Origin of the sequence: Bacillus sp. BHET2, from assembly GCF_005938125.1 — a bacterium.
In the GTDB taxonomy this organism is placed as follows: domain Bacteria; phylum Bacillota; class Bacilli; order Bacillales; family Bacillaceae_B; genus Rossellomorea.
In genome coordinates this window covers 41575-61786 of sequence record NZ_VCQN01000008.1, presented here as the reverse complement: position 1 = coordinate 61786, position 20212 = coordinate 41575, and the positions used below count along the sequence as shown (strand labels likewise).

11 protein-coding genes, 24 tRNA genes and 1 riboswitch are annotated in these 20212 nt (G+C 42.3%); of the genes, 5 read left to right on the top strand and 30 right to left on the bottom strand.

Annotated features, from left to right (window positions below; genetic code table 11):
• Window positions 1–349: 349 nt before the first annotated feature.
• From FGG79_RS20015 to FGG79_RS21950, 25 genes are all read right to left on the bottom strand, one after another.
• Window positions 350–424, bottom strand: a tRNA-Asn gene (locus tag FGG79_RS20015).
• A 9-nt stretch (window positions 425–433) separates the two neighbouring features.
• Window positions 434–510: transfer RNA gene (locus FGG79_RS20010), tRNA-Ile, on the bottom strand.
• Window positions 511–520: 10 nt separating this feature from the next.
• Window positions 521–594 (bottom strand) — tRNA-Gly (locus tag FGG79_RS20005).
• A 9-nt stretch (window positions 595–603) separates the two neighbouring features.
• Window positions 604–677, bottom strand: a tRNA-Cys gene (locus FGG79_RS20000).
• Between the two features lie 2 nt (window positions 678–679).
• Window positions 680–754, bottom strand: a tRNA-Gln gene (locus tag FGG79_RS19995).
• An 8-nt stretch (window positions 755–762) separates the two neighbouring features.
• Window positions 763–835, bottom strand: a tRNA-His gene (locus FGG79_RS19990).
• A gap of 17 nt (window positions 836–852) precedes the next feature.
• Window positions 853–926, bottom strand: a tRNA-Trp gene (locus FGG79_RS19985).
• A gap of 115 nt (window positions 927–1041) precedes the next feature.
• Window positions 1042–1125: transfer RNA gene (locus FGG79_RS19980), tRNA-Tyr, on the bottom strand.
• A gap of 36 nt (window positions 1126–1161) precedes the next feature.
• Window positions 1162–1237 (bottom strand) — tRNA-Phe (locus FGG79_RS19975).
• Window positions 1238–1281: 44 nt separating this feature from the next.
• Window positions 1282–1358: transfer RNA gene (locus FGG79_RS19970), tRNA-Asp, on the bottom strand.
• Window positions 1359–1505: 147 nt separating this feature from the next.
• Window positions 1506–1579, bottom strand: a tRNA-Met gene (locus FGG79_RS19965).
• A gap of 179 nt (window positions 1580–1758) precedes the next feature.
• Window positions 1759–1851: transfer RNA gene (locus tag FGG79_RS19960), tRNA-Ser, on the bottom strand.
• A gap of 6 nt (window positions 1852–1857) precedes the next feature.
• Window positions 1858–1931, bottom strand: a tRNA-Ile gene (locus FGG79_RS19955).
• A gap of 29 nt (window positions 1932–1960) precedes the next feature.
• Window positions 1961–2034 (bottom strand) — tRNA-Met (locus FGG79_RS19950).
• A 71-nt stretch (window positions 2035–2105) separates the two neighbouring features.
• Window positions 2106–2181, bottom strand: a tRNA-Ala gene (locus FGG79_RS19945).
• 7 nt (window positions 2182–2188) lie between these two features.
• Window positions 2189–2265 (bottom strand) — tRNA-Pro (locus tag FGG79_RS19940).
• Between the two features lie 5 nt (window positions 2266–2270).
• Window positions 2271–2347 (bottom strand) — tRNA-Arg (locus FGG79_RS19935).
• A gap of 66 nt (window positions 2348–2413) precedes the next feature.
• Window positions 2414–2502 (bottom strand) — tRNA-Leu (locus FGG79_RS19930).
• Between the two features lie 9 nt (window positions 2503–2511).
• A tRNA-Gly gene (locus FGG79_RS19925) sits at window positions 2512–2586 on the bottom strand.
• Between the two features lie 9 nt (window positions 2587–2595).
• A tRNA-Leu gene (locus tag FGG79_RS19920) sits at window positions 2596–2680 on the bottom strand.
• Between the two features lie 68 nt (window positions 2681–2748).
• Window positions 2749–2824, bottom strand: a tRNA-Lys gene (locus FGG79_RS19915).
• A 19-nt stretch (window positions 2825–2843) separates the two neighbouring features.
• Window positions 2844–2919: transfer RNA gene (locus FGG79_RS19910), tRNA-Thr, on the bottom strand.
• A gap of 97 nt (window positions 2920–3016) precedes the next feature.
• Window positions 3017–3092 (bottom strand) — tRNA-Val (locus tag FGG79_RS19905).
• A gap of 36 nt (window positions 3093–3128) precedes the next feature.
• Window positions 3129–3203 (bottom strand) — tRNA-Glu (locus tag FGG79_RS19900).
• Window positions 3204–3541: 338 nt separating this feature from the next.
• The gene (locus FGG79_RS21950) at window positions 3542–3688 is read right to left on the bottom strand and encodes a hypothetical protein (protein ID WP_171051021.1); all 147 of its coding nucleotides are present in this window, start codon (window positions 3686–3688) and stop codon (window positions 3542–3544) included.
• A 193-nt stretch (window positions 3689–3881) separates the two neighbouring features.
• On the opposite strand from FGG79_RS21950, the gene FGG79_RS19895 reads away from it, so the two are divergent.
• Entirely contained in the window at window positions 3882–5111 is a 1230-nt protein-coding gene (locus tag FGG79_RS19895; RefSeq protein WP_138781581.1) for an SGNH/GDSL hydrolase family protein, read from the top strand.
• 64 nt (window positions 5112–5175) lie between these two features.
• Here the strand turns inward: FGG79_RS19895 and FGG79_RS21945 are convergent, their stop codons facing one another.
• The 3 genes from FGG79_RS21945 to FGG79_RS19885 all read right to left on the bottom strand — a co-directional run bounded on the left by FGG79_RS21945 (window position 5176) and on the right by FGG79_RS19885 (window position 12316).
• Window positions 5176–5337 carry a hypothetical protein gene (locus tag FGG79_RS21945; protein ID WP_171051020.1) on the bottom strand — a complete coding sequence of 54 codons (162 nt, stop codon included), beginning with the start codon at window positions 5335–5337 and terminating at the stop codon, window positions 5176–5178.
• Between the two features lie 36 nt (window positions 5338–5373).
• Window positions 5374–5459: riboswitch (cyclic di-GMP riboswitch) on the bottom strand.
• A 419-nt stretch (window positions 5460–5878) separates the two neighbouring features.
• On the bottom strand, window positions 5879–11476 hold the full coding sequence (locus FGG79_RS19890; protein WP_138781579.1) for a pullulanase: 5598 nt from the start codon (window positions 11474–11476) through the stop codon (window positions 5879–5881).
• Window positions 11477–11797: 321 nt separating this feature from the next.
• Window positions 11798–12316 (bottom strand): GNAT family N-acetyltransferase, encoded by a 519-nt coding sequence (locus FGG79_RS19885; protein WP_138781577.1) that lies wholly within the window; start codon window positions 12314–12316, stop codon window positions 11798–11800.
• A 284-nt stretch (window positions 12317–12600) separates the two neighbouring features.
• Between FGG79_RS19885 and FGG79_RS19880 the strand changes: the two genes are divergently transcribed.
• From FGG79_RS19880 to FGG79_RS19870, 3 genes are all read left to right on the top strand, one after another.
• A complete protein-coding gene (locus FGG79_RS19880) occupies window positions 12601–13173 on the top strand; it encodes a DUF5317 domain-containing protein (RefSeq protein WP_138781576.1) in 573 nt (190 codons plus the stop codon).
• A gap of 185 nt (window positions 13174–13358) precedes the next feature.
• Window positions 13359–15206, top strand: a complete 1848-nt coding sequence (locus tag FGG79_RS19875; protein ID WP_346764098.1) for a diguanylate cyclase domain-containing protein — start codon at window positions 13359–13361, stop codon at window positions 15204–15206.
• A 2-nt stretch (window positions 15207–15208) separates the two neighbouring features.
• Window positions 15209–16102 (top strand): helix-turn-helix domain-containing protein, encoded by an 894-nt coding sequence (locus tag FGG79_RS19870; protein ID WP_138781574.1) that lies wholly within the window; start codon window positions 15209–15211, stop codon window positions 16100–16102.
• Window positions 16103–16170: 68 nt separating this feature from the next.
• On the opposite strand, the gene FGG79_RS19865 is transcribed toward FGG79_RS19870, so the two are convergent.
• Entirely contained in the window at window positions 16171–18162 is a 1992-nt protein-coding gene (locus FGG79_RS19865) for an acyltransferase family protein (RefSeq protein WP_240794344.1), read from the bottom strand.
• Between the two features lie 331 nt (window positions 18163–18493).
• Here FGG79_RS19865 and FGG79_RS19860 point away from each other — a divergent pair, with 331 nt between their 5' ends.
• Entirely contained in the window at window positions 18494–19744 is a 1251-nt protein-coding gene (locus FGG79_RS19860) for a LysM peptidoglycan-binding domain-containing protein (protein ID WP_171051019.1), read from the top strand.
• A gap of 78 nt (window positions 19745–19822) precedes the next feature.
• On the opposite strand, the gene FGG79_RS19855 is transcribed toward FGG79_RS19860, so the two are convergent.
• Entirely contained in the window at window positions 19823–20011 is a 189-nt protein-coding gene (locus FGG79_RS19855; protein WP_138781568.1) for a hypothetical protein, read from the bottom strand.
• Window positions 20012–20212 lie beyond the last annotated feature (201 nt).

The following is a 20212-nucleotide window of genomic DNA, read 5'->3' as shown; positions in this document are numbered from 1 at the left end:
CACGCCGCCAGCGTTCGTCCTGAGCCAGGATCAAACTCTCCGATAAAAGTTTGAATAGCTCTTTAAAAATAAATCTAGAATTTAGGTTGACGTATTGTCTTGTTTTGTTCAGTTTTCAAGGTTCAATGTGTAAGTACTTCTCTCGAAGCGACCCTTACTATATTACAGTATGTCTTACTCTCTGTCAACAACTTTTTAAAAGAAGTTTTCATCAAGTTTTTCGTGTTTCGCTGTCCCGTTTGGGGCAACAAATAATACTTTACCAGTTAACTTCGCAGAAGTCAACTTCTTTTTAAAACTTTCTTAAAAAAAGAGAACTTTTCACCTTTCTTCTATATAAGAAGAAAAATGGCTCCGCAGGCAAGATTCGAACTTGCGACCGATCGGTTAACAGCCGATAGCTCTACCACTGAGCTACTGCGGAATAATAAAATGGTGGGCCTAAGTGGACTCGAACCACCGACCTCACGCTTATCAGGCGTGCGCTCTAACCAGCTGAGCTATAGGCCCATAAAGATTTTGGAGCGGGTGAAGGGAATCGAACCCTCATCATCAGCTTGGAAGGCTGAGGTTTTACCACTAAACTACACCCGCATGAATATTTGGAGGCGGCAACCGGATTTGAACCGGTGATAAAGGTTTTGCAGACCTCTGCCTTACCACTTGGCTATGCCGCCGTTGGCTGGGCTAGCTGGATTCGAACCAACGCATGTCGCAGTCAAAGTGCGATGCCTTACCGCTTGGCTATAGCCCAATATAAAGGGCGACTGATGGGAATCGAACCCACGAATGCCTGAACCACAATCAGGTGCGTTAACCACTTCGCCACAACCGCCACGATCTAAATTTCTTTGGCAGGGGTAGTAGGAATTGAACCCACACCAAAGGTTTTGGAGACCTTCGTTCTACCTTTAAACTATACCCCTATAAATATAATTAATATTCACAATTTCCTCATGCTACTCGCCACGGAGTACACCGCTTCTCTTCGCGTAGTTAAAGGAAGATTATTTTACTTCGTTGACGCTTCGTGAAAAATCTTGGTGGAGGGGGGCAGATTCGAACTGCCGAACCCGAAGGAGCGGATTTACAGTCCGCCGCGTTTAGCCACTTCGCTACCCCTCCAAATAAAATAAATACTTAAAGGTACTTAAGTATAAATGGTGGCTCAGGACGGAATCGAACCGCCGACACATGGATTTTCAGTCCATTGCTCTACCAACTGAGCTACTGAGCCGTATATAGAAGATTTATTTTTCAAAAGTGCAACCAAATAACAAATGGCGGTCCGGACGGGACTCGAACCCGCGACCTCCTGCGTGACAGGCAGGCATTCTAACCAACTGAACTACCGGACCAGAGTTTTTTGACGATAGTCAAAATAACTTTCATTACCTTGCGCTAGCAAAATAACTTTCATTACCTCGCGTTAGCGAAAATAACTATCCATGCTTGACTCATAGAGAATTATCAATAGCCTAAGTCATAAATGAATCAAAATGGTATTGCGGGGACAGGATTTGAACCTGCGACCTTCGGGTTATGAGCCCGACGAGCTACCGAACTGCTCCACCCCGCGACGATATAAAATGAATATGTTTCAACTATCCTACCGTGAATTCTATAGAACCACCCCGACTTCAGTAAGCTTATTCAAGCTGCTGTTCAGTCGGTGCGCTGATGTGTACGCTCCGAAGATTATTCGGTCGTGCTCCACCCCGCGACGATAATATAATGATATTTCCACTGAATAAAAAATGGAGGAGGAAGGGGGATTCGAACCCCCGCGGGCTGTTACACCCCTGTCGGTTTTCAAGACCGATCCCTTCAGCCGAACTTGGGTATTCCTCCGTATAATGGACCCTGTAGGACTCGAACCTACGACCGGACGGTTATGAGCCGTCTGCTCTAACCAACTGAGCTAAGGGTCCTTATAAATTGCACGTTATGTAGAAAGGTATAGCGGCGGAGGGGATCGAACCCCCGACCTCACGGGTATGAACCGTACGCTCTAGCCAGCTGAGCTACACCGCCATGAAATGTTTACTAATGAAGTTCATTTTACTTTCGTAAAATGATAGATATTTTGCTAAAGCAAAAATCTTTGGTGGAGCCTAGCGGGATCGAACCGCTGACCTCCTGCGTGCAAAGCAGGCGCTCTCCCAGCTGAGCTAAGGCCCCAAAGAAGTGGTCGGGAAGACAGGATTCGAACCTGCGACCCCTTGGTCCCAAACCAAGTGCTCTACCAAGCTGAGCTACTTCCCGATATATGGCGCGCCCGAGAGGAGTCGAACCCCTAACCTTTTGATCCGTAGTCAAACGCTCTATCCAATTGAGCTACGGGCGCATAATATCTTATATTTTTTTCAATTAAGTACTTTATGGAAAGATATTTTGCTGTCGCAAAAAACTTTGGTGCCGAGGACCGGAATCGAACCGGTACGGTAGTCACCTACCGCAGGATTTTAAGTCCTGTGCGTCTGCCAGTTCCGCCACCCCGGCAAAAAGTTCTGGAGCGGAAGACGGGATTCGAACCCGCGACCCCCACCTTGGCAAGGTGGTGTTCTACCACTGAACTACTTCCGCGAAATGTAATGGTGCGGGTGAAGGGACTTGAACCCCCACGCCTTGCGGCGCCAGATCCTAAGTCTGGTGCGTCTGCCAATTCCGCCACACCCGCATGAATCTGTGTTATATTCGCATTAGCGTCAATAACATGGTAAGATATTTTGCTTGCGCAAAAATCTTTGGTGAGCCATGAAGGATTCGAACCTTCGACCCTCTGATTAAAAGTCAGATGCTCTACCAACTGAGCTAATGGCTCATCTTATTAAAAAACCAAATGGTGCCGGCAAGAGGACTTGAACCCCCAACCTACTGATTACAAGTCAGTTGCTCTACCAGTTGAGCTACACCGGCGTGTTTATTTAAATTACTTTCAGATGGAGAATACTTTATAAAAATTTGTCTCATTGAAGTAATTTAAGGATAGATATTTTGCTGGCGCAAAAATCTTTGGTGGAGGATGACGGGATCGAACCGCCGACCCTCTGCTTGTAAGGCAGATGCTCTCCCAGCTGAGCTAATCCTCCATTTAATGATGAGTTGTTCTTTGTCGCGAAAAAATTTGGTGACCCATACGGGATTCGAACCCGTGTTACCGCCGTGAAAGGGCGGTGTCTTAACCGCTTGACCAATGGGCCGTTCTTTTTTTTAGGTGTCCCGCTTAAGGACATAAATTACTATATCACCTGATTTCGCAGAAGTCAACTTCTAAATCATAAATATAGAAGTTTTTATCGCCCTATATATCACTTCCATTTTTGTCAGCCGAAAAAGAATATACCACACCTTTATAACTTAAATCAATAATGGATTTCATTTTACTGATCATGCTCTTACTACCATTTTTTATAAAAGTGCATAACTGAAAATGAATTGGTCCGATTTAATCCTTAGCTACCCCATTCCCACCCTACTCGAAGTGATTAGAACATTTTAATTTTCATTGCTGCACGATAATATTCATGAAAAAAAGCAGCTACAAGAGCTGCACAAGTTTATCACCATGATATTTAGATTTTTCACGGATTTTATCTATTTGACTCATATCACTTGTCATATCCAGCTTGTAATTAAAGCTAAAAAACCAATACTTATGCCATTCTCTTTTAAAATTGCGTAACATAGAAATCCCTCCACATTATCAATTTTTGTTTCTTGCAGTTTTAGAATAGCAAAATAGTGTAAACATATCTTTAAAGCCATGTTAAGGTTTGTAAATATTCCTTCAGGGGATACACGAGATGTGTCTCTTGCTAATAGTTCCTGTATGTTAACACATACTATTAAAATCTTTACATACTGGAAGGAAAAACGACATGAAACGTAGACTTGGTGTATTAATCACTTTAATTATGATTTTCGTTCTTATGTTGAGCCTTTATTGGAATGAAATTCGGGGTATTATTAATAAAAACAAAATAAATCAAGAAAATTGGGTAGGTATATGGACCGCAAGTATGCAAGCACCTTTAGACGATGGAACCTCTCATAAAGAATTTAATAATCAAACGATTCGAATGATCGTCCACCCACATGTTGATGGCAAGAAGGTCCGACTCAGAGTATCCAATACCTTTTCTAATGAACCCTTAGCCATTGAAGAAGTGCATGTAGCGATTTCTAAAAATGCAGCTGACATTGAACCGGATACAGACCATCAGGTGAAATTTGGAGGCAAATCAACAGTGACTATTCCACCTGGTGAGAGAAAATACAGTGATTCCATTTCAATAGAAATGTCTGGTAACAAAGGGCTTGCAGTAAGTCTATATGTCAAAGGAAAATCCGGTCCAGTCACTTGGCATCCAGTATCGATGCAAACCACATATATTTCAGGTGGAAATGATGTTTCAAACTCCGATTCTTCGGCTTTTAATAAACGGGAAGAAGCATGGTTTTGGCTGGATGGAGTGGATATTATAGCTGATCCTTCTGTAAAAGGATCCGTAGTCGTCATGGGAAGTTCTATCGCTAATGGGAATCACTCAACAGTGAATGCCAATCATCGATGGACAGATTATCTGGCAAAAAGATTGAAGCAGGAAAATACGGGTATGACCGTTTTGAATGCCGGTATCTCTGCCAACCATTTGATAAACAATCCGCCTGAAAATGGCGATAATGCTTTAGCTAGGCTTGAGAGGGATGTCTTCAATCAATCAGGCGTGAAGTCATTGATTCTCCACCAAGGGTTAAATGATATAAGACATCATCCTGAATATGATGCTGACAAAATCATCGAAAGAATGAAACAGATCATTGATTCTACACATGATCAAGGACTGACAATATATGGAGGTACCTTGACTCCTTTTAAAGGATCAGGAATGTTCACATCACAAGGGGAAGAAACACGGCAGGAAGTGAATCACTGGATAAGAACAAGCGGGGAGTTTGATGGGGTAATCGACTTCGACAAAGCTATGCGGAATCCAGATGAACCTTCACGCTACCTGACAAAATATGACTCCGGCGATCACCTCCACCCCAATGATGCTGGATATAAGCGAATGGCCGAGACGGTCGATCTTTCGTTATTCAAATAGTGGGATAAAGAGACACCCTCTTTGCCCCACATCTACATAGCTTCTTGCCGCTAACTTACACATTCTAATTGGAGCTATTCAACTTCATTTCATGATACTCTATTTTTTCTTGCAATTTCTTTTTAATTTGACAGTCCAAACACCCTTCAAGTAATACCCGGTTGTAGTGAATCCTTAAAGAATGCCATGTACATTTCATTTGAACGAATAACTGAATCACCTTCATCATCTCTCCTCCATTTCACAAATCGCAGGAGTCCGTTTCGAAAACTGGCAAGCGTTGTCACGATGACTTTAGCCCCTATAGTTTTGCGTCTCCACTTTTCAATGGGTTTGCCCTTATCGTACGAATTATGAAAGATTCCTATGATGACAAATGTAGCTAAACGGTCAAAAACAACCGCATATTTACACGTGTCATATTTACTACTTTTGCATCGTATCATATTTTTTTAGAGTTCGTTTTAAATATTCCTAAAAGAATAAAATACCGTCATGATTTATTAATTATTATCCTTTGCTGAAATAATTGCAGTGTAAGTGGAAAAAGGATCACCCCATCACCAAGGATATCCATTTTCTAGAGTTCTCTAGAGATATAAGAAGGAGTTAAGCACTTGTCGTAGCTAAATGAGGTTAAAATTTAAACAAGCGTATAAAGTCAGTACTCTTCACGGTAATACAAATAGGCTAAGCGTTTATATAGGTAAATGAAAAACCTCAACCTAATTAACTAGGCTGAGGCATCTCCATGTGGTTTGGTCTCATTAATGTTTCTTTTTCTTCTTATCTTTCTTCCCCTTCTTATCCACCTTAATCACCACAGTGGTCAAAGGATCCAACGTCAATGTGTCTTTCGTAATGCTAAATCCAGACTTCTTGGAAACTGTGGTTGTCCCCGCTTCATCGTTGTCCACTACCACTTTCCCTTTCGAAAAGTCGTATTCACCGATAGATAGAGTACGGGCTTTGTTATCTGCATTTACGAAAACATAATACTCACCCGTTCCATCAGTAGAGACGTTCTGATAGGCAAGCAGAAGATCTGTATCCGCTATTTCAGGAACTTCCATTAGAGATACATGCTGATTGACCAGTTCTTTGTCACCTAAGCGGAAAGCGTTAGTTGATTTTCTTAGTTCAATCAAACCTTCCGTATATTCCCTTGTCGTCGTGTTGATCTCGAATTTCTTCTTGTTCGTTGCTTTTTCCCAGTCGAATTTGTTGATGGCGTCAGATGAGTCGTATGAGTCATGGATGAAGTAGCCGAAAGGGTTCCCTTCCTCGTCCTCTAACTTATAGTATTTCTGTTCCGGTACACCTTCACCGAACCATTGCTTGGTTCTGCCGTATTCCTGGCCACCGTGCATAAAGACCGTTCCTTGGGATGTCATGATCATGCTGTTCCCAAGTCGGATACGTTTATGAATCTCGAGATTGTTTTCCGGAATGGCCGGGTCCTTTTTAATCGATTGCGCGATGACATCGTATAGCGGTAGGTTATCATGGGCTGCGATGTATTGGACCATGTCACCCGGATCGTCATCTGCCGTGTTACCTGGCTGACCTTTGATGTTGTTGAAAATGGTCGTGATGTCCCGGGCTCCGCCTGTCAGGAATCGCGGCTCACCTTCTGAACCGAACCCGGATTTCAGTTCGTTCCGGATTTCGTCGGAGAAGACTCCAACGTCATCGGTTTTGTCCATCCAATCCTGGTCGGCGCCCATTCCTTCTAATGAAGGATCCGACAGGTGACCAGCGAATGTTCTCCATCCTTCACCGATGAACAATGCGTCAGGGTTGATTTCAGCTGCAGCATCAAAGGCTTTTTGGATAGCAGGATAGCTTGCGTCACCCATCATATCAAATCTCATGCCATCAATTTTGTATTCGTCGAACCAGTACTTCACGGAATCCACCATCAGCTTTTCAGCCATCGTATGGTTGGTGGCCAGGTTGTTTCCGAAGCCTCCGAGGAAGTTTCCTTTGTCGTCCTGGAATGCATAGTAGTTCGGAACGATGTCGTTCAGAGTTCTTGTCTTCGCCATATGGGTGTAAACGACATCGAGGACAACCCCCATACCCGCATCATGAATCGCATCTATTAATCGTTTCGTTTCTTCGATTCGTAATTGCGGATCGGTAGCATCCTCTGAATATGCACCGTCTGGTGAGAAGTAGCTGTGAGGGTCATATCCCCAGTTGTATTCATTGCCTCCCGCTGAATACTCAAGCTCCCGTTTCTCCATGTTTGTTTCATCGCCGTAGTACCAGGCCATGATCGGAAGTAATTGAACGTGGGTCACGCCCAGAGACTTAATGTAACCAAGCTTTTTAATGAAGGCATCATATGTGCCCCATCTTTCTTTTTTCAAATCCTTCTCAATGGATGGGTCTGAAGTGAAGTCACGGACATGAATCTCATAAATGACCGCATCTTCCCGTTTTTCATAGCCATCGATGGAAGCATGACTGAATTTCTTAGGATCCGTCCCTTTTAAGTCGACGATCGCCGCTTTACCTACATTATCGCCGTCAGCTCCTGCTTTACCTTCAGTATTCACCGTGAAGGCCGCCATGGATTTTGCATAAGGATCCAGTACCTTTTTCGTTACACCGTCATTGGTCACTTCGTATTGATAATAGAAGCCTTTCAAATCTTTCACATGTAGGTCTTTCGCTTTCAATTCAGTTGACCAGACGCCATTTTCACCTAAAGTCATTTCGACTTTCCCAACTAGTATCCTGGCGTCTTTTTTATGATAAATATTTGCGATCACTTTGCTTGCTTTCGGGGCCCATAGTTTTAAGGTTGCGTTTCCTTTATTATAAGTGGCACCCAGATCATCCCCATCGTAGGCATACTTATTATCAAGCAGCCTCCAGCCAGCCGATCCGGAAACGGTTCTGCCTGAATATGTTATGGAGAGTGGCAGTTTATCCAGCTCAAAATCAGCTTTTACCTCTACTGTTTTGTCCCCGGTGATTTTTGCGCTGTTTACTTTCACATCGGAATCACTGCTATCCTTAATGGCTAAGCCTGACAGCAATGCTTCTTCCGTCAAACCATCTGTCATCGTGAAGTTCAAGCGGATTATGTCATCCGAAATGACTTCAGATGAAATCAGTCCCGTCGCTATATCACCATGTGGAGAAATGAAGACGGTATCTTCTCCTTCCTTCAACCAAAGTTGATCATATTTATCGAGCAGGTTAAAAGACTTGTCTCCACCGTCCTTCTCACCTGTTGCCTCATTCAACACAAGGAAGCCGATCTGTTTGGCCGCTTCATTCAACTCGACGTCCACATACGCACCATAACGATCCTTTTTTGAAAAATCCAACGCGCCAGTCGGCCAACTCTCAGTAGGTGTTTTCACATCTCCCCACGTCCAAAGACCGAAATTTTCATAATTCCCGTCTTCACGGTCATAATGAATCCGCACCGTATTCTCCGGCAAATCAACCGGCTCATACGTATACACCTTATCCGAGCCTTGCTGGACCCAGATTTCATCGATGTTAGGAGACGTGATCGAAATGGCTTTGTCTCCACCGTCTTTACCCGCGTCGCCTTTCGTTATATCCATAACCAGGAATCCGATGTTTTTGGCCCCTTCAGCTAGCGGCACATCAATATAGGCTCCATAGCTGTCGGTTTTCTCGAACATCGTTGCTCCTGTCGGCCAGTTAGCCGATGGAGATGCTACATCATTCCATAGCCACGCGCCAAAGTTTTCGTAATTTCCGTCTGTACGGTTGTAATGGATGCGGATATTGTTCTCGGGTACTGGTTCCGCTTCAGGATCTTCTCCCCCGCCTGATCCAGCCACTGCACCCGTAATTTTACCCTCTTCAACTGTCAGCAGTACGGTACCCCCGTCTGCTTTGGATGGGAGTGTCAGCGTAATCTCATTTCCCTCAACAGCATTGTGCACTTCTCCGGAATACGCGTTGGTCACGACTGTCTCAGGAGAATCTACTGTCAACGTGATCTTTTTCGCTTCGTCCGCCACGTTCAGCCCGACATATACGGAATCGTCCTGATAATCACGGGAGAATACCATGAACTTATCCCTATCCGAACCACCTATAGTTGTTCTCTCCCCTTTAGCGAACACATCAGAATGTGCCCCTCTGAAGTTCAAAATCTTCGTATAGTGATCCAACACATCATTATTCAGGGCATCATCCCAGGCAAGGTCATAGCGGTTATCATACTGAGGATAATTATTCGCCCCACTCTGTCCAAGTTCTTCACCGTAATAAATCACCGGCTGCCCTTTCGATGTTGCTTGAAGAGAGGATGCAAGCTTCAGTTTGCCTTTATCCTCGCCTAATGAATAGAGGAATCCGTCTTCATCATGACTTCCTAAAAATTGTCCCAGTGTTGCGGTGTTATTAATTTTGCCGTTTCGAGCCGTCAGTTTATCATTGGCTGCTTTCAGGTTGCCGTTCACAAATTCACGGGCGATATCTTTGAAACCGAAGTCCAGAAGTGAATCCATCATTCCTGTGTCTAGGTATCCGTAATCGTTGTCTGCACTTGCTCCCCACGCTTCCCCAATCATTTTGTGCTCTGGCATTTTTTCCGTGATGGCGTTTTTGAAGGCCATCCATGTTTTCTCTTCCACGTGCTTCACGGTGTCGACCCGGAAATAGTCGATGGTGTTTCCTTTATCCGTTTTCGCTTTTTCTATCCAATCGGTCTGCCAGTCGATGATCTGCTGACGGACTTCAGGATCTTCTGTGATCACATCAGGAAGGCCTGCTAACTCACCAACCACTTCGTCTGTACCAACATTAGCCCCTTGACGAAGAATGTCACTGTATTTTTCACGATCTGCGTCGGTCGGATAGCCTGAAGGACGCTTATCCTCTGCAAGATTACCGTCGATTTCTTTCAGCCCATAGCCGGTATGGTTCAACACCACATCCACCATGATCTTGATCCCCCGGTCATGGGCCTCATCGATCAGGTTATGGAAATCATCCATGGATCCGAAATGTGGATTCAGCTCACCGAAGTTACTCGCCCAATAGCCATGGTATCCGAAATAAGGCTGATCCGATTCACCTTTTGTTTCGACGGATCGGACATCATATTTCACATTTTCCACTACCGGACTTATCCAGATTGTGTTCACGCCAAGCTTATCAAGGTAGTCCAGTTTTTCCGTTATCCCTTTAAAATCTCCACCTTGATACGTTCCGCGTTTGCTTTTATCGTAATTCAGATTATAAGGATCATCGTTTGACGTATCCCCGTTGAAGAATCGGTCTGTCAGCATAAAATATATGATAGATTCGTCCCAATCAAGGTCAGAATCACCGACAGACTGTCTTGCTTTCACCTCGATTTCAGTCGTCCCCTCATAGTAGTTTCCGTAAGAATCCACTACGGTAAGGGGAATCGTTTTCATGCCTGTCGTTATGTCATCATCGACAGCCAGTGTCACTTCATTTAATGATGGATCGACCTCAAGCTTCTCCGATCCACCTAATGAAGAAACGTCCGCTGTGATCTTTTGAATAGTGACACCATCTGTTAACCCTTCAACTTCAACCTTTAAGACAGCGTTTTCATTATAATCCACAGCTGCTGGAGCCACTGAACCCGTCACTGTCAGGTCAGCTTTTTGGAAATACAAAACCGATTCTCCATCGACGGTATTGTAAGGGTCGCTTACTTCAGTTGTCACGCCATCTTTTGTGACTAAAAAGGAATAGGCGTTTTTCCCATTTGGAATGTTGTCGTATGGAAGTACGAAGCGTTCATTCTCCGGTTCATATTTCATTTCTTTTGTTTTCCCGTTGAACTTTAACTCTACTTTCTCGATTGTGTCCATTTCGTCTGTTTTGAAAAGTTCCTTGTCACGATAATAGAATGTTGCATTCCCTTGATCGATGACAGGAGCGGAGCCATCAGGAACGATTCGAATCTCTTCGACGCCACTTGTTATGTATGCCTTGGTGAGGGTGTCATTTTTGTTTACTTTAACAAAACGATCGCCAAACTCTTTCTCCGCCGTATTCCAATCCTCGGTACTGCGAAGAACAAAACCAAATTGCTCCGTTACTGGTGCCACGGCAATACTCCCCACGGCCACCCCATTTTCATAGGAGTCAAAATTGACCTGATCATCCTTTACTCCTGTGTTCCAGGTCCATATATTCCAGTCACCATACGTTTGATCTTCACGTATGTACGTAAATTGAACTGTACGATCACTGGTAGCAGCTGTGTCAGTCACGGCATTTCCATCGGCTACAGCAGAAGCTGCCGTTACAACTGGTGACCACAGACTGATAAGCATCATCAAAGTCATAAAAATTGAGAATCGACGCTTCTTCCTATTTCTCATTTATGCTTTCCCCCTCTTACATTGGATTAATAGAATAATAGAAATGCTCGTGATGATTGCGGAAACGTTTGCACAAAAGACTAAAAAAATGTGAGATGATTCTCATATTAGTTATTTAGCACTAGTTAACTATCACAATTTTCTGTCTTCTATATTTTATAATAGAATGGCTATAGTGGCTATATGACAAATGATGGATTTTTCACAATATGAACTTAGTAACTTGATATGGAACTTGCCTGATTACAGATTGTCTATATTTCGAAAGAAGCAAAACAGCTTCGGCAGCATGTACCTACTAAACATCTGTAAGACTCCTTCCTATCCCACATGGGGGTGTGGTATAAAGTATTTTAACTCTTTTACAATGATCCCATCATTGGCTGGCTCAAAGTCTAACTCTGGAACTGGATGAAAGTTCATCTTCCTATATAAAGATAAAGCATTTTTCATAAATTCAGCTGTATGCAATCCTACGGCACTATATCCCTGCTTAGCTGATGACTCAATGCAATGTTGCATGAGTGATTCACCTATCCCCTTCCCTCTCCATCCTTGATCGACTGCAAGCATTCTAATCTCTGGATAATCAGGTACATGTGTAGTCCACTCATACGCTTCGAACTTGCCTGGAAATAGAACAACACTTCCTACGACCTTCCCATTTATTTCAGCTACAAAGATTTCTACTCCTGGCTTTAAATCATTTTTAGAAGAAGGCCTCCCTTTCAAGACATTCCGATTCTCTTCTGATACAAAATCCTTGTATCCTTCATAACAAGGCAATCGCATAGTCCGTACTATTTCAATTTCATCACCACTCATTTTTCTAATAATCATTCACTTCACCTCCTTGTCTTTTTAATAAATAATAAAGGCAAGAACCGAATAGTATATTTCCTAACTTAAAAGCGGGATTTTAAGTTAAATAATACATGTTTATAACGTTCTTACTCAATCTTTTCTTACATTTATTGCAAATGACTGAAGAAAGCAAATTTTTTAAATGAAAGAGTATATTTAACTAAACATTTCCAATTATTTTACGATATAATGATTTGTAGCAGTATTTTAACTATTTCGTTATCTCTTTTTATACATATTCAATTATCGGAGGCAAGTATATGGTTTTTGATGGGATTTTAATTGCGATATTGATCGGGTTTATCCGTGGTGGCAGCTTTAAGAGTTTCGCAGATATTCGTTTTAAAATGGGATGGATTTTTCCTGTCTTACTTGTCTTCCAGCTCACGATTTTCTACTTCCAGAACAAAGTAGAGTGGGTTGGTGAAATAAGTAACCTCTCATTTATGGCCGTTTATGTCATCGGACTCACGTTTCTATGGGTGAACCGCCATCACCCACATTTCATCGTGATTTTCACTGGCGTATTATTGAACTTCTTTGTCATGGCCATAAATGGCGGAAGGATGCCCGTGTCCATGGATGCTGCAGCGGTGATCGATCCCCAGTATCTGGAGGCAACGAAGAATGCTCTATACGCCAAGCACACACTTGTGACTGAATCAACCAAGTTAGCTTATTTAGGAGATATCATCCCGTTGTCTGCGCCTTATCCACGTGAGCAGGCAATCCGTATCGGGGATGTTGTAATGAATATAGGTGTCTTCCTATTTATCCAATCCGTGATGGTAAAGAAGAAGGACAAGCTCGTCGCATCCAAGACATCACTTTAAGGTGGTGAGATAATAATGAAAAATAGAACAAAAAATGCTATCATTAACCTAGTCATCATCGGTTCTGCTGTCGTTGCCCTAACTTCTGGTTGGAAGTTCTGGTAAAAACACAGCGCTGATCCCAGATCCGGTCAACATTCAGGGTCAGGGGTCAGCCCTAATATGTTAATGTGAGCGTGAATAGTGTGAAAGTAAAGCAACCTAAACTAGAAAATATGTATATTGCCCTCATCTCCCTCCTTGGTGTTCTACTATTTGTACATCATCTGCACCCCAAAGTGGAAGACTTATCAAATTGGGTGCTCATTTATACCCTTGTCGGAGCGATTTTGCTATTAAATCATTTTAATATTATTATCCCTCTTTCCGGCAACACTCTTTCCATGGATTCTTCTATTTACTTAGCAGGTCTTTTTTTGTTTGGTCTCAAAATTCCATTATTGGCTCTCGTAATTAGTAGTCTTGTATTTTTATTGATTCGGTTCCAATTAGCATGGTGGAAACATCTTTTTAATTTTGCCAATTACTCACTTATGTTGATCTGTACTTATTACGCCTTCATTTTCACGGGCGGGACAGTCGGGGAAACAGAATTTCCAAACATTCTACCTTACGTTCTGTCCCTATGCGTGTATTTCATGCTAAATGTGATGATTATGTGGTTTTACTTCTATCTGGCTCAGAAGCCATCTCTGAAAACGGTCATCAGAACCGCTTTCCAAAAACAAATCCTTCAAGAGGTGTTCACCAGTTACTTATGCACGCTGGTTTTATCGCTCGTGTTAACCATACTCATCAACCAGCAGCCCATATTCGGCATTTTTCTTTTCCTGACCCTTGCGATTATGCTTTCATTCGCCTTCCGGAACTTTTTCAATCTATATAAGGAAGAAGAAGCAAAGGCCAAGAGAGATTTCTTAACGGGATTATATAACCATGGTTATTTTAAGCTTCGACTGGATGAGATGCTTTCAGAAGACCCCAATCACACCTTTAGTGTAGCCTTGATCGATCTAGATGATTTCAAGAAGTACAATGATGCGAACGGACATATTCAAGGGGATGAGCTTCTGAATTTTTTCGGCTCATTCATGCTAGAAAAAACGCAAGGGCTTCCCTATGTTGCAGCCCGATATGGTGGTGAGGAATTCGGTCTTATCCTGCCTCGTACTTCTATGCGAGAAGCCTTCGCGTTTCTTAATAAAATTCGGAAAGAAATCAATGATTTTTACTTTCCCGGGGTAGAGCATTCTCCCTTGGGGTGTATTTCGTTCTCAGCAGGGATCGTAGAATACGAAAACGGGACATACAGTTCCTCTGAACTTTTAAAAAAGGCAGATAAAGCTCTCTATTTCGCAAAGTCCCAAGGTAAAAATATCATCCAGGAATATAGAGAAGATCAGGTTTATCACCAGGACTGCCAGTATGCAAAGGAAATCGATGCACTTGAGCAGCAACTGCAGATATTTCTATCGAAAGATGTATACACCTATAAGCATAGCAAACGCGTATTTACCTATGCGACAGAATTTAGTGACCGATTGAATCTCAACAGTGAAGAACACCGTACACTCATTCTTGGGGCACTGATCCACGATATCGGGAAGCTCGAGATCCCCAGGGATATCATCAATAAGAATGGAAAGCTTGACCCTCACGAGTGGGAAATGATGAAGAAGCACGTAATCTATGGAAAGGAAATCATCTCTTCTATTAAAAGATATGATGAGCTCCTTCCATTGATTGAACTTCACCATGAGCGCTATGACGGAAAAGGGTATCCTTATGGACTTTCGGGAACGAATACACCGAAGCTTGCCCGAATACTCTGTATTATTGATTCCTTCGATGCCATGACGACTGAGAGACCCTATCAGAAAACGAAAACCTTTAAAGAAGGTATCCAGGAGCTCCGGGCGTGCTCAGGTCAGCAATTCGATCCGGACTTCGTGGAACCATTCATTGAGATGATAGAGGAGAATTATTTGGGACAGGGGGTCAGTGTCCTACCAACTCTTCCCAAGGAGGACTAATCATGGATTATTCGGTAATTGGAAAGAAGATAAGGGAATTGCGGAAGGCGGCAGATCTTACACAGGGGGATTTGGCAGAGGGAATCTGCACGCAAGCCTTAATCAGCCGTATCGAAAAAGGCGATATCTATCCAAGTGCTACGGCCCTTTACCAAATCTCAAACAAACTTGGGGTGGACGTTAACTACTTCTTTGAGATTGGGACAACCCCAAGACTTGATTATATTCGTGAAGTGGAAAGGCAACTGACAAAACTTCGGGTTGATCAACAATTTGAGGAAATGATGGAGATCGTCAAGACAGAAGAACGAAATCCATTTTTCTTTAAAGATGATGAAAAGCTACAACTCCTATACTGGCACAAGAGCATCTACTTATTTGAAGTTGAGAAGGATTCAGATGCAGCATTTTCACTGCTACATGAAGCCTATAGTTTGACCGGTCATCAGAAGAAAGCGATGACTGAGAGAGAGATGGAGATCCTCATAACGTTCGGTATATGGGAAACTCAGTTAGGAAACCACGAACATGCGCTAGATTACTATTATAGGGTAGAAGGCGCGATCAATCCGGCTGAACAGTTGCATGATAAATCTATCAAAACTCGATTATTATACAACATAGCGAGGGTTCTTACACGAATAAAAAACTTCGATTCCTCATCAAAATACTGCATGCAAGCCATCCATTGGTGTATAGAGGAAGAACTACTTTGGGGACTTGGGGAATTATATTATCAAATCGGATTTAATTATGAACTAATGGTAGAGTATGAACAAGCGATTTCTTTCATGGAGAAAGCGCTACTTATGTTCGGGCTTAGGAAGAATATCCCCTACTCTTCATTCATCCAAGAAAAGGTGATAAAGCTAGGTGAGACATTGAATCAAACTTAGCGTTGCCGGAAACGGTACGAGCTGAACTGAAAAAGCTGCCCCCTCAGGTAGGGACAGCCTTCTGATATTCATTCACTGCCTGAAATCAGGCCAGTTCTTCTTAATTCCTCACCCACTGCTCCGGCAAGCGTCCTTGAGTACATTGTAGAAAGATGGTGATAGTCTCTATACACCAATACATTCCCCACAACAGGAAGACAAGATTCATCATTACAAAAATACTCCGACAAATCTGCAAAACTCACATTCTCCGGGATCCCTTCTGTGTTCTCCCATGGTACCTCTTCCGATAAGACTTGATTTCTTGGCATGGAGCATTCTTCAATGCTTCCCTTCTCTTCCACACATTGTGGAGGATCCCCTTCCATGGCCGGGTTGTCCCGGACCGCAAAGACGTCCGTAATGCCTTCAAGCTTTTCCCACTGTTGAATGTATCCTTCAGGCACTTTTTCCTCTTTCCCCACATTCGCCGTCGTGAAGACAAGGTCTGGTGGATTTTCTTTCAACATGTCCAGGACTTTTTCATTCCATTTCATGCACGATTCGTTCAGCAGCCCGTCAAAATCATCGTTGGAAAATCGGCAGGCATCTTTGTTGTAGATATCGATTTGCAGCTTCATCTTCTTAGACAGTTCCTCTAATGCTGGATACCAGTGACCTGAATGAGAACCACCTACCAGAGCAATGATATAGTCGGGGTTTTTCGTTTCCCCTAAAGAGCAGCTCGTTACTTTATCATCTTCTATATTAGAAAAGCATTCCGGCCTATCGTAAAAGGCGGGCAAATCTTCTTTCACTTTCAGTGCAGTTGGAACCGGCTTCTTGTTCGGGGCCGGTTTCATATGATCCGAAATGGCCATGGCCCCAGGATAATCATTCAGATTATAGTCTTCTTGATTTTGCCCTGTAATATAAAGAGCCCATGCGGTGTTAACACAGACAAGCGGAAGCAATAGGCTTAGCAAGGCAACCGAAAGCTTCTTTTTAGAATGTTTAATACTGATTTTCCGAACTGGTGCTTCAAGAAACTTGACGGAGAGATAAGAAAGGACAAATCCACTCACGATGATCGCAAGCCCGCCAACCAGCGATACGTTATCAACGTCAAAATAGCTATAATAAAATATCAGAAGTGGCCAGTGCCACAGGTAAAACCCGTAAGAAATACCTCCGAAAAACATGAAGAGTCGTGAACCAAGCAGTCTGTCTACACCAAATCGAGCTGGATTCTCAGCTGCAACGATAATCAACATCACCCCGGTGGTGGGAAGAAGTGCTGCATATCCAGGGAAAACAGAAGAGACCGGCAAGAGAATACCTGTAAAACAGATGACAGCCAAACCTACCCAGCCAATCACCATATTCACCGACTTTCTAAACGTCAAATATGGAATGACAAGCGCCAGAATACCCCCCAAGCTAAATTCCCATACCCGTGCAAGCGTATCAAAATACGCCCAGGGCTGGTTTACCGCTGTCTTATAAACGGAATATACAATCGATAAGCTGAAAAGGGTGATTAAAACAGCTAGTAATGTCTTTCTCACCGGCATTTTCAGTACTTTATTCGCTAATAGAAAAGAGAACAAAATGACGAATGGCCAAGTGAGATAAAATTGACCCTGCAGAGAAAGCGCCCAAAAATGTTGCAATGGACTGGCTTGATTATTCTGCGCCAGATAATCCACTGCGCTCGTAGCCAGCTGCCAATTCTGAACATATAGAGCAGAAGTAAAAACTTCTGTGACTATTTGCTTCCATTGAACTTGTGGCATTATCAAAATAGAAAGACCAACTGTAAACAACAGAACCGTAAAGGCAATCGAGAATAATCTCCGTGCCAACCCCAGCCAATAATCAATTAAGTGTATATGGCCTTCCCTCTCCATCTTTGACAATAATGAGGTGGTGATCAAGTAACCTGACACGATAAAAAAGACATCCACTCCACCTGATACAGAACCTACCCATATATGGTAAACAGCTACAAGAAAAGCAGCAACTGCTCTTACTCCTTCTAATTCAGGGCGAAACTTTTTTTCCGGTGCTCTTAAGTCCATCCTATCCATCTCCAATACAAACCTTATAAGGTTCTAGTATCCCTGTTACGTACTCTTTTTAAGCATTATAGTATTGAAAGTTTAAAAATAGATTATCTAGATATAGTGTATTGTAATGGAGGATTGTAAATAGATGACTTCACCAGCGTTAGAGTTATGTAAATGATTGAGAAGGAAGCGAGGAAACAGTTTGGTTCCCTTGCTTCCCACTTTTGTCGAAAAATATTGTTTCCTGCCACATTAAAAACCTATTTTCTTTTATTTAAGAGATTATTATAATCATATAAGGAATAAAATTCCTATACTTATATTTTCTTGAAGGAGAATGAACATGATCACGAAAAAAATGCTAACGGCTTCTGTATTGGCCACCACTCTTGTGTTTTCCAGCAGTGCTATCCTACAGCCGGGCCATTCAGTAGAAGCATCCCAAATCATTAACTATCAAGTGGAGTTAAATCAATTTGCTACCCATTATGCAAAAATACTTCGTGCGCTAGAAAGCTATACAACAAAAATCGATGCGGCAAAATCTGAAAAAGAAGCGATGAAGCTGTACGATGAATATATTGCATACTTTGACGCTGCCCTGGAGAAAGATTCTCCAGTCAACCCTTCCAACACACAAATAGTGGGGATGGATGAATATATTTATAATAGCCTGATAGAAGTATATAATTCCGAAATGGATACGATCGATTATTTAAACGGTGATCTCTCGGAACAAGATTACGGCATTGCCATGAATGACATGGAAGTCAATGTAGAAAACCTGGAGAAAAATTTCAAACAAGTCGCGTTGACTTATAAATCAAAACGTCATATTACCTTCAGCAATGATATGTATTACCTTTTAGGAGAAAAACCTCCTGTTAAAGTAGAAGCTACGGGTACGTATAAAGTGAAAAGCGGTGACACACTTTCTGCCATCGCTAAGAAATACAAGACGACTGTGACGAACCTAAAGAAAATCAACAACCTAAAAAGCGACCGTATTTATGTCGGACAAGTGTTGAAAGTTTCTGGATCAGCAACAGCTCCTTCCAAGAATGAAACCACGGCACCTTCAAAGTCAGCGACGTATAAGGTGAAAAAAGGTGACAACCTTTCAGCCATCGCAAAGAAATATAAGACAACAGTCAGCAATCTAAAGAAAATCAATAACCTGAAAAACGATCGTATTTATGTCGGTCAGGTGCTTAAGGTCACAGGAGCTGGGACTGCTTCTTCCAAAAACGAGTCTTCTGCAACAAAGTCCTCAAGCTATAAGGTGAAAAGTGGCGACTCTCTTTCTGTCATTGCAAAAAAATATAAAACCACTGTAAGCAACCTGAAAAAAATGAACAACTTAAAAAACGATATGATCTATGTAGGACAAATTCTAAAAGTAAATGTTCAAGCATCCACTCCAGGAAAAGATAAGAGCACCGAACCTTCCAAGGCTGTGACCCATAAAGTTAGAAAAGGAGATACGCTTTCTGCCATTGCTAAGAAATATAAAACAACTGTGGCGAAACTGAAGAAGGCGAACAAATTGATTAGCGATCGCATATATGTCGGGGAAATATTGAAGGTTCAATAGATTGATCCCATAAGAAAGAAGCAAGTGAACCATCACTTGCTTCTTTTCTTTTCACTTAATCTAATGCTCCTTACCCTACTACTTTCCTCTAAAAATAAATTCACTTGTGATAATAGCGAATACTAAAGCCAAAGCAATGAGAATGAATTCAAATACGGTATATTCTAAATCAAAATATGGAACTAGAAAAGCCACAATATTCATATAAATCACAATCAATGCGATGGTGACAGCATACTTGAGAATCTTTTTCACGAAACGTGTCATTGCCCCCTCCTCTCTTCGATTTGAACTAGAATTTCCAGTAAAGAACAATGACCGAATCCTAACTAGAACTTGTTTCCCTTCATCAAAGACCTTTTCTTTATATCCAATCTATCAAATTGATTAGAGGCTCCTATTCTTTATTGACCCATAAGCCATTGTAAAAAAAGCTCACTGCAAAGGTGATCTCATCCAGAAATGAAT

Bases quoted from the DNA above. Each gene is read 5' to 3' on its own strand.
- FGG79_RS21950 (WP_171051021.1), bottom strand. From the start codon at position 3,688: ATGTTACGCAATTTTAAAAGAGAATGGCATAAGTATTGGTTTTTTAGC.
- FGG79_RS19895 (WP_138781581.1), top strand. From the start codon at position 3,882: ATGAAACGTAGACTTGGTGTATTAATCACTTTAATTATGATTTTCGTT.
- FGG79_RS21945 (WP_171051020.1), bottom strand. From the start codon at position 5,337: ATGAAGGTGATTCAGTTATTCGTTCAAATGAAATGTACATGGCATTCT.
- FGG79_RS19890 (WP_138781579.1), bottom strand. From the start codon at position 11,476: ATGAGAAATAGGAAGAAGCGTCGATTCTCAATTTTTATGACTTTGATG.
- FGG79_RS19885 (WP_138781577.1), bottom strand. From the start codon at position 12,316: ATGATTATTAGAAAAATGAGTGGTGATGAAATTGAAATAGTACGGACT.
- FGG79_RS19880 (WP_138781576.1), top strand. From the start codon at position 12,601: ATGGTTTTTGATGGGATTTTAATTGCGATATTGATCGGGTTTATCCGT.
- FGG79_RS19870 (WP_138781574.1), top strand. From the start codon at position 15,209: ATGGATTATTCGGTAATTGGAAAGAAGATAAGGGAATTGCGGAAGGCG.
- FGG79_RS19865 (WP_240794344.1), bottom strand. From the start codon at position 18,162: ATGGACTTAAGAGCACCGGAAAAAAAGTTTCGCCCTGAATTAGAAGGA.
- FGG79_RS19860 (WP_171051019.1), top strand. From the start codon at position 18,494: ATGATCACGAAAAAAATGCTAACGGCTTCTGTATTGGCCACCACTCTT.
- FGG79_RS19855 (WP_138781568.1), bottom strand. From the start codon at position 20,011: ATGACACGTTTCGTGAAAAAGATTCTCAAGTATGCTGTCACCATCGCA.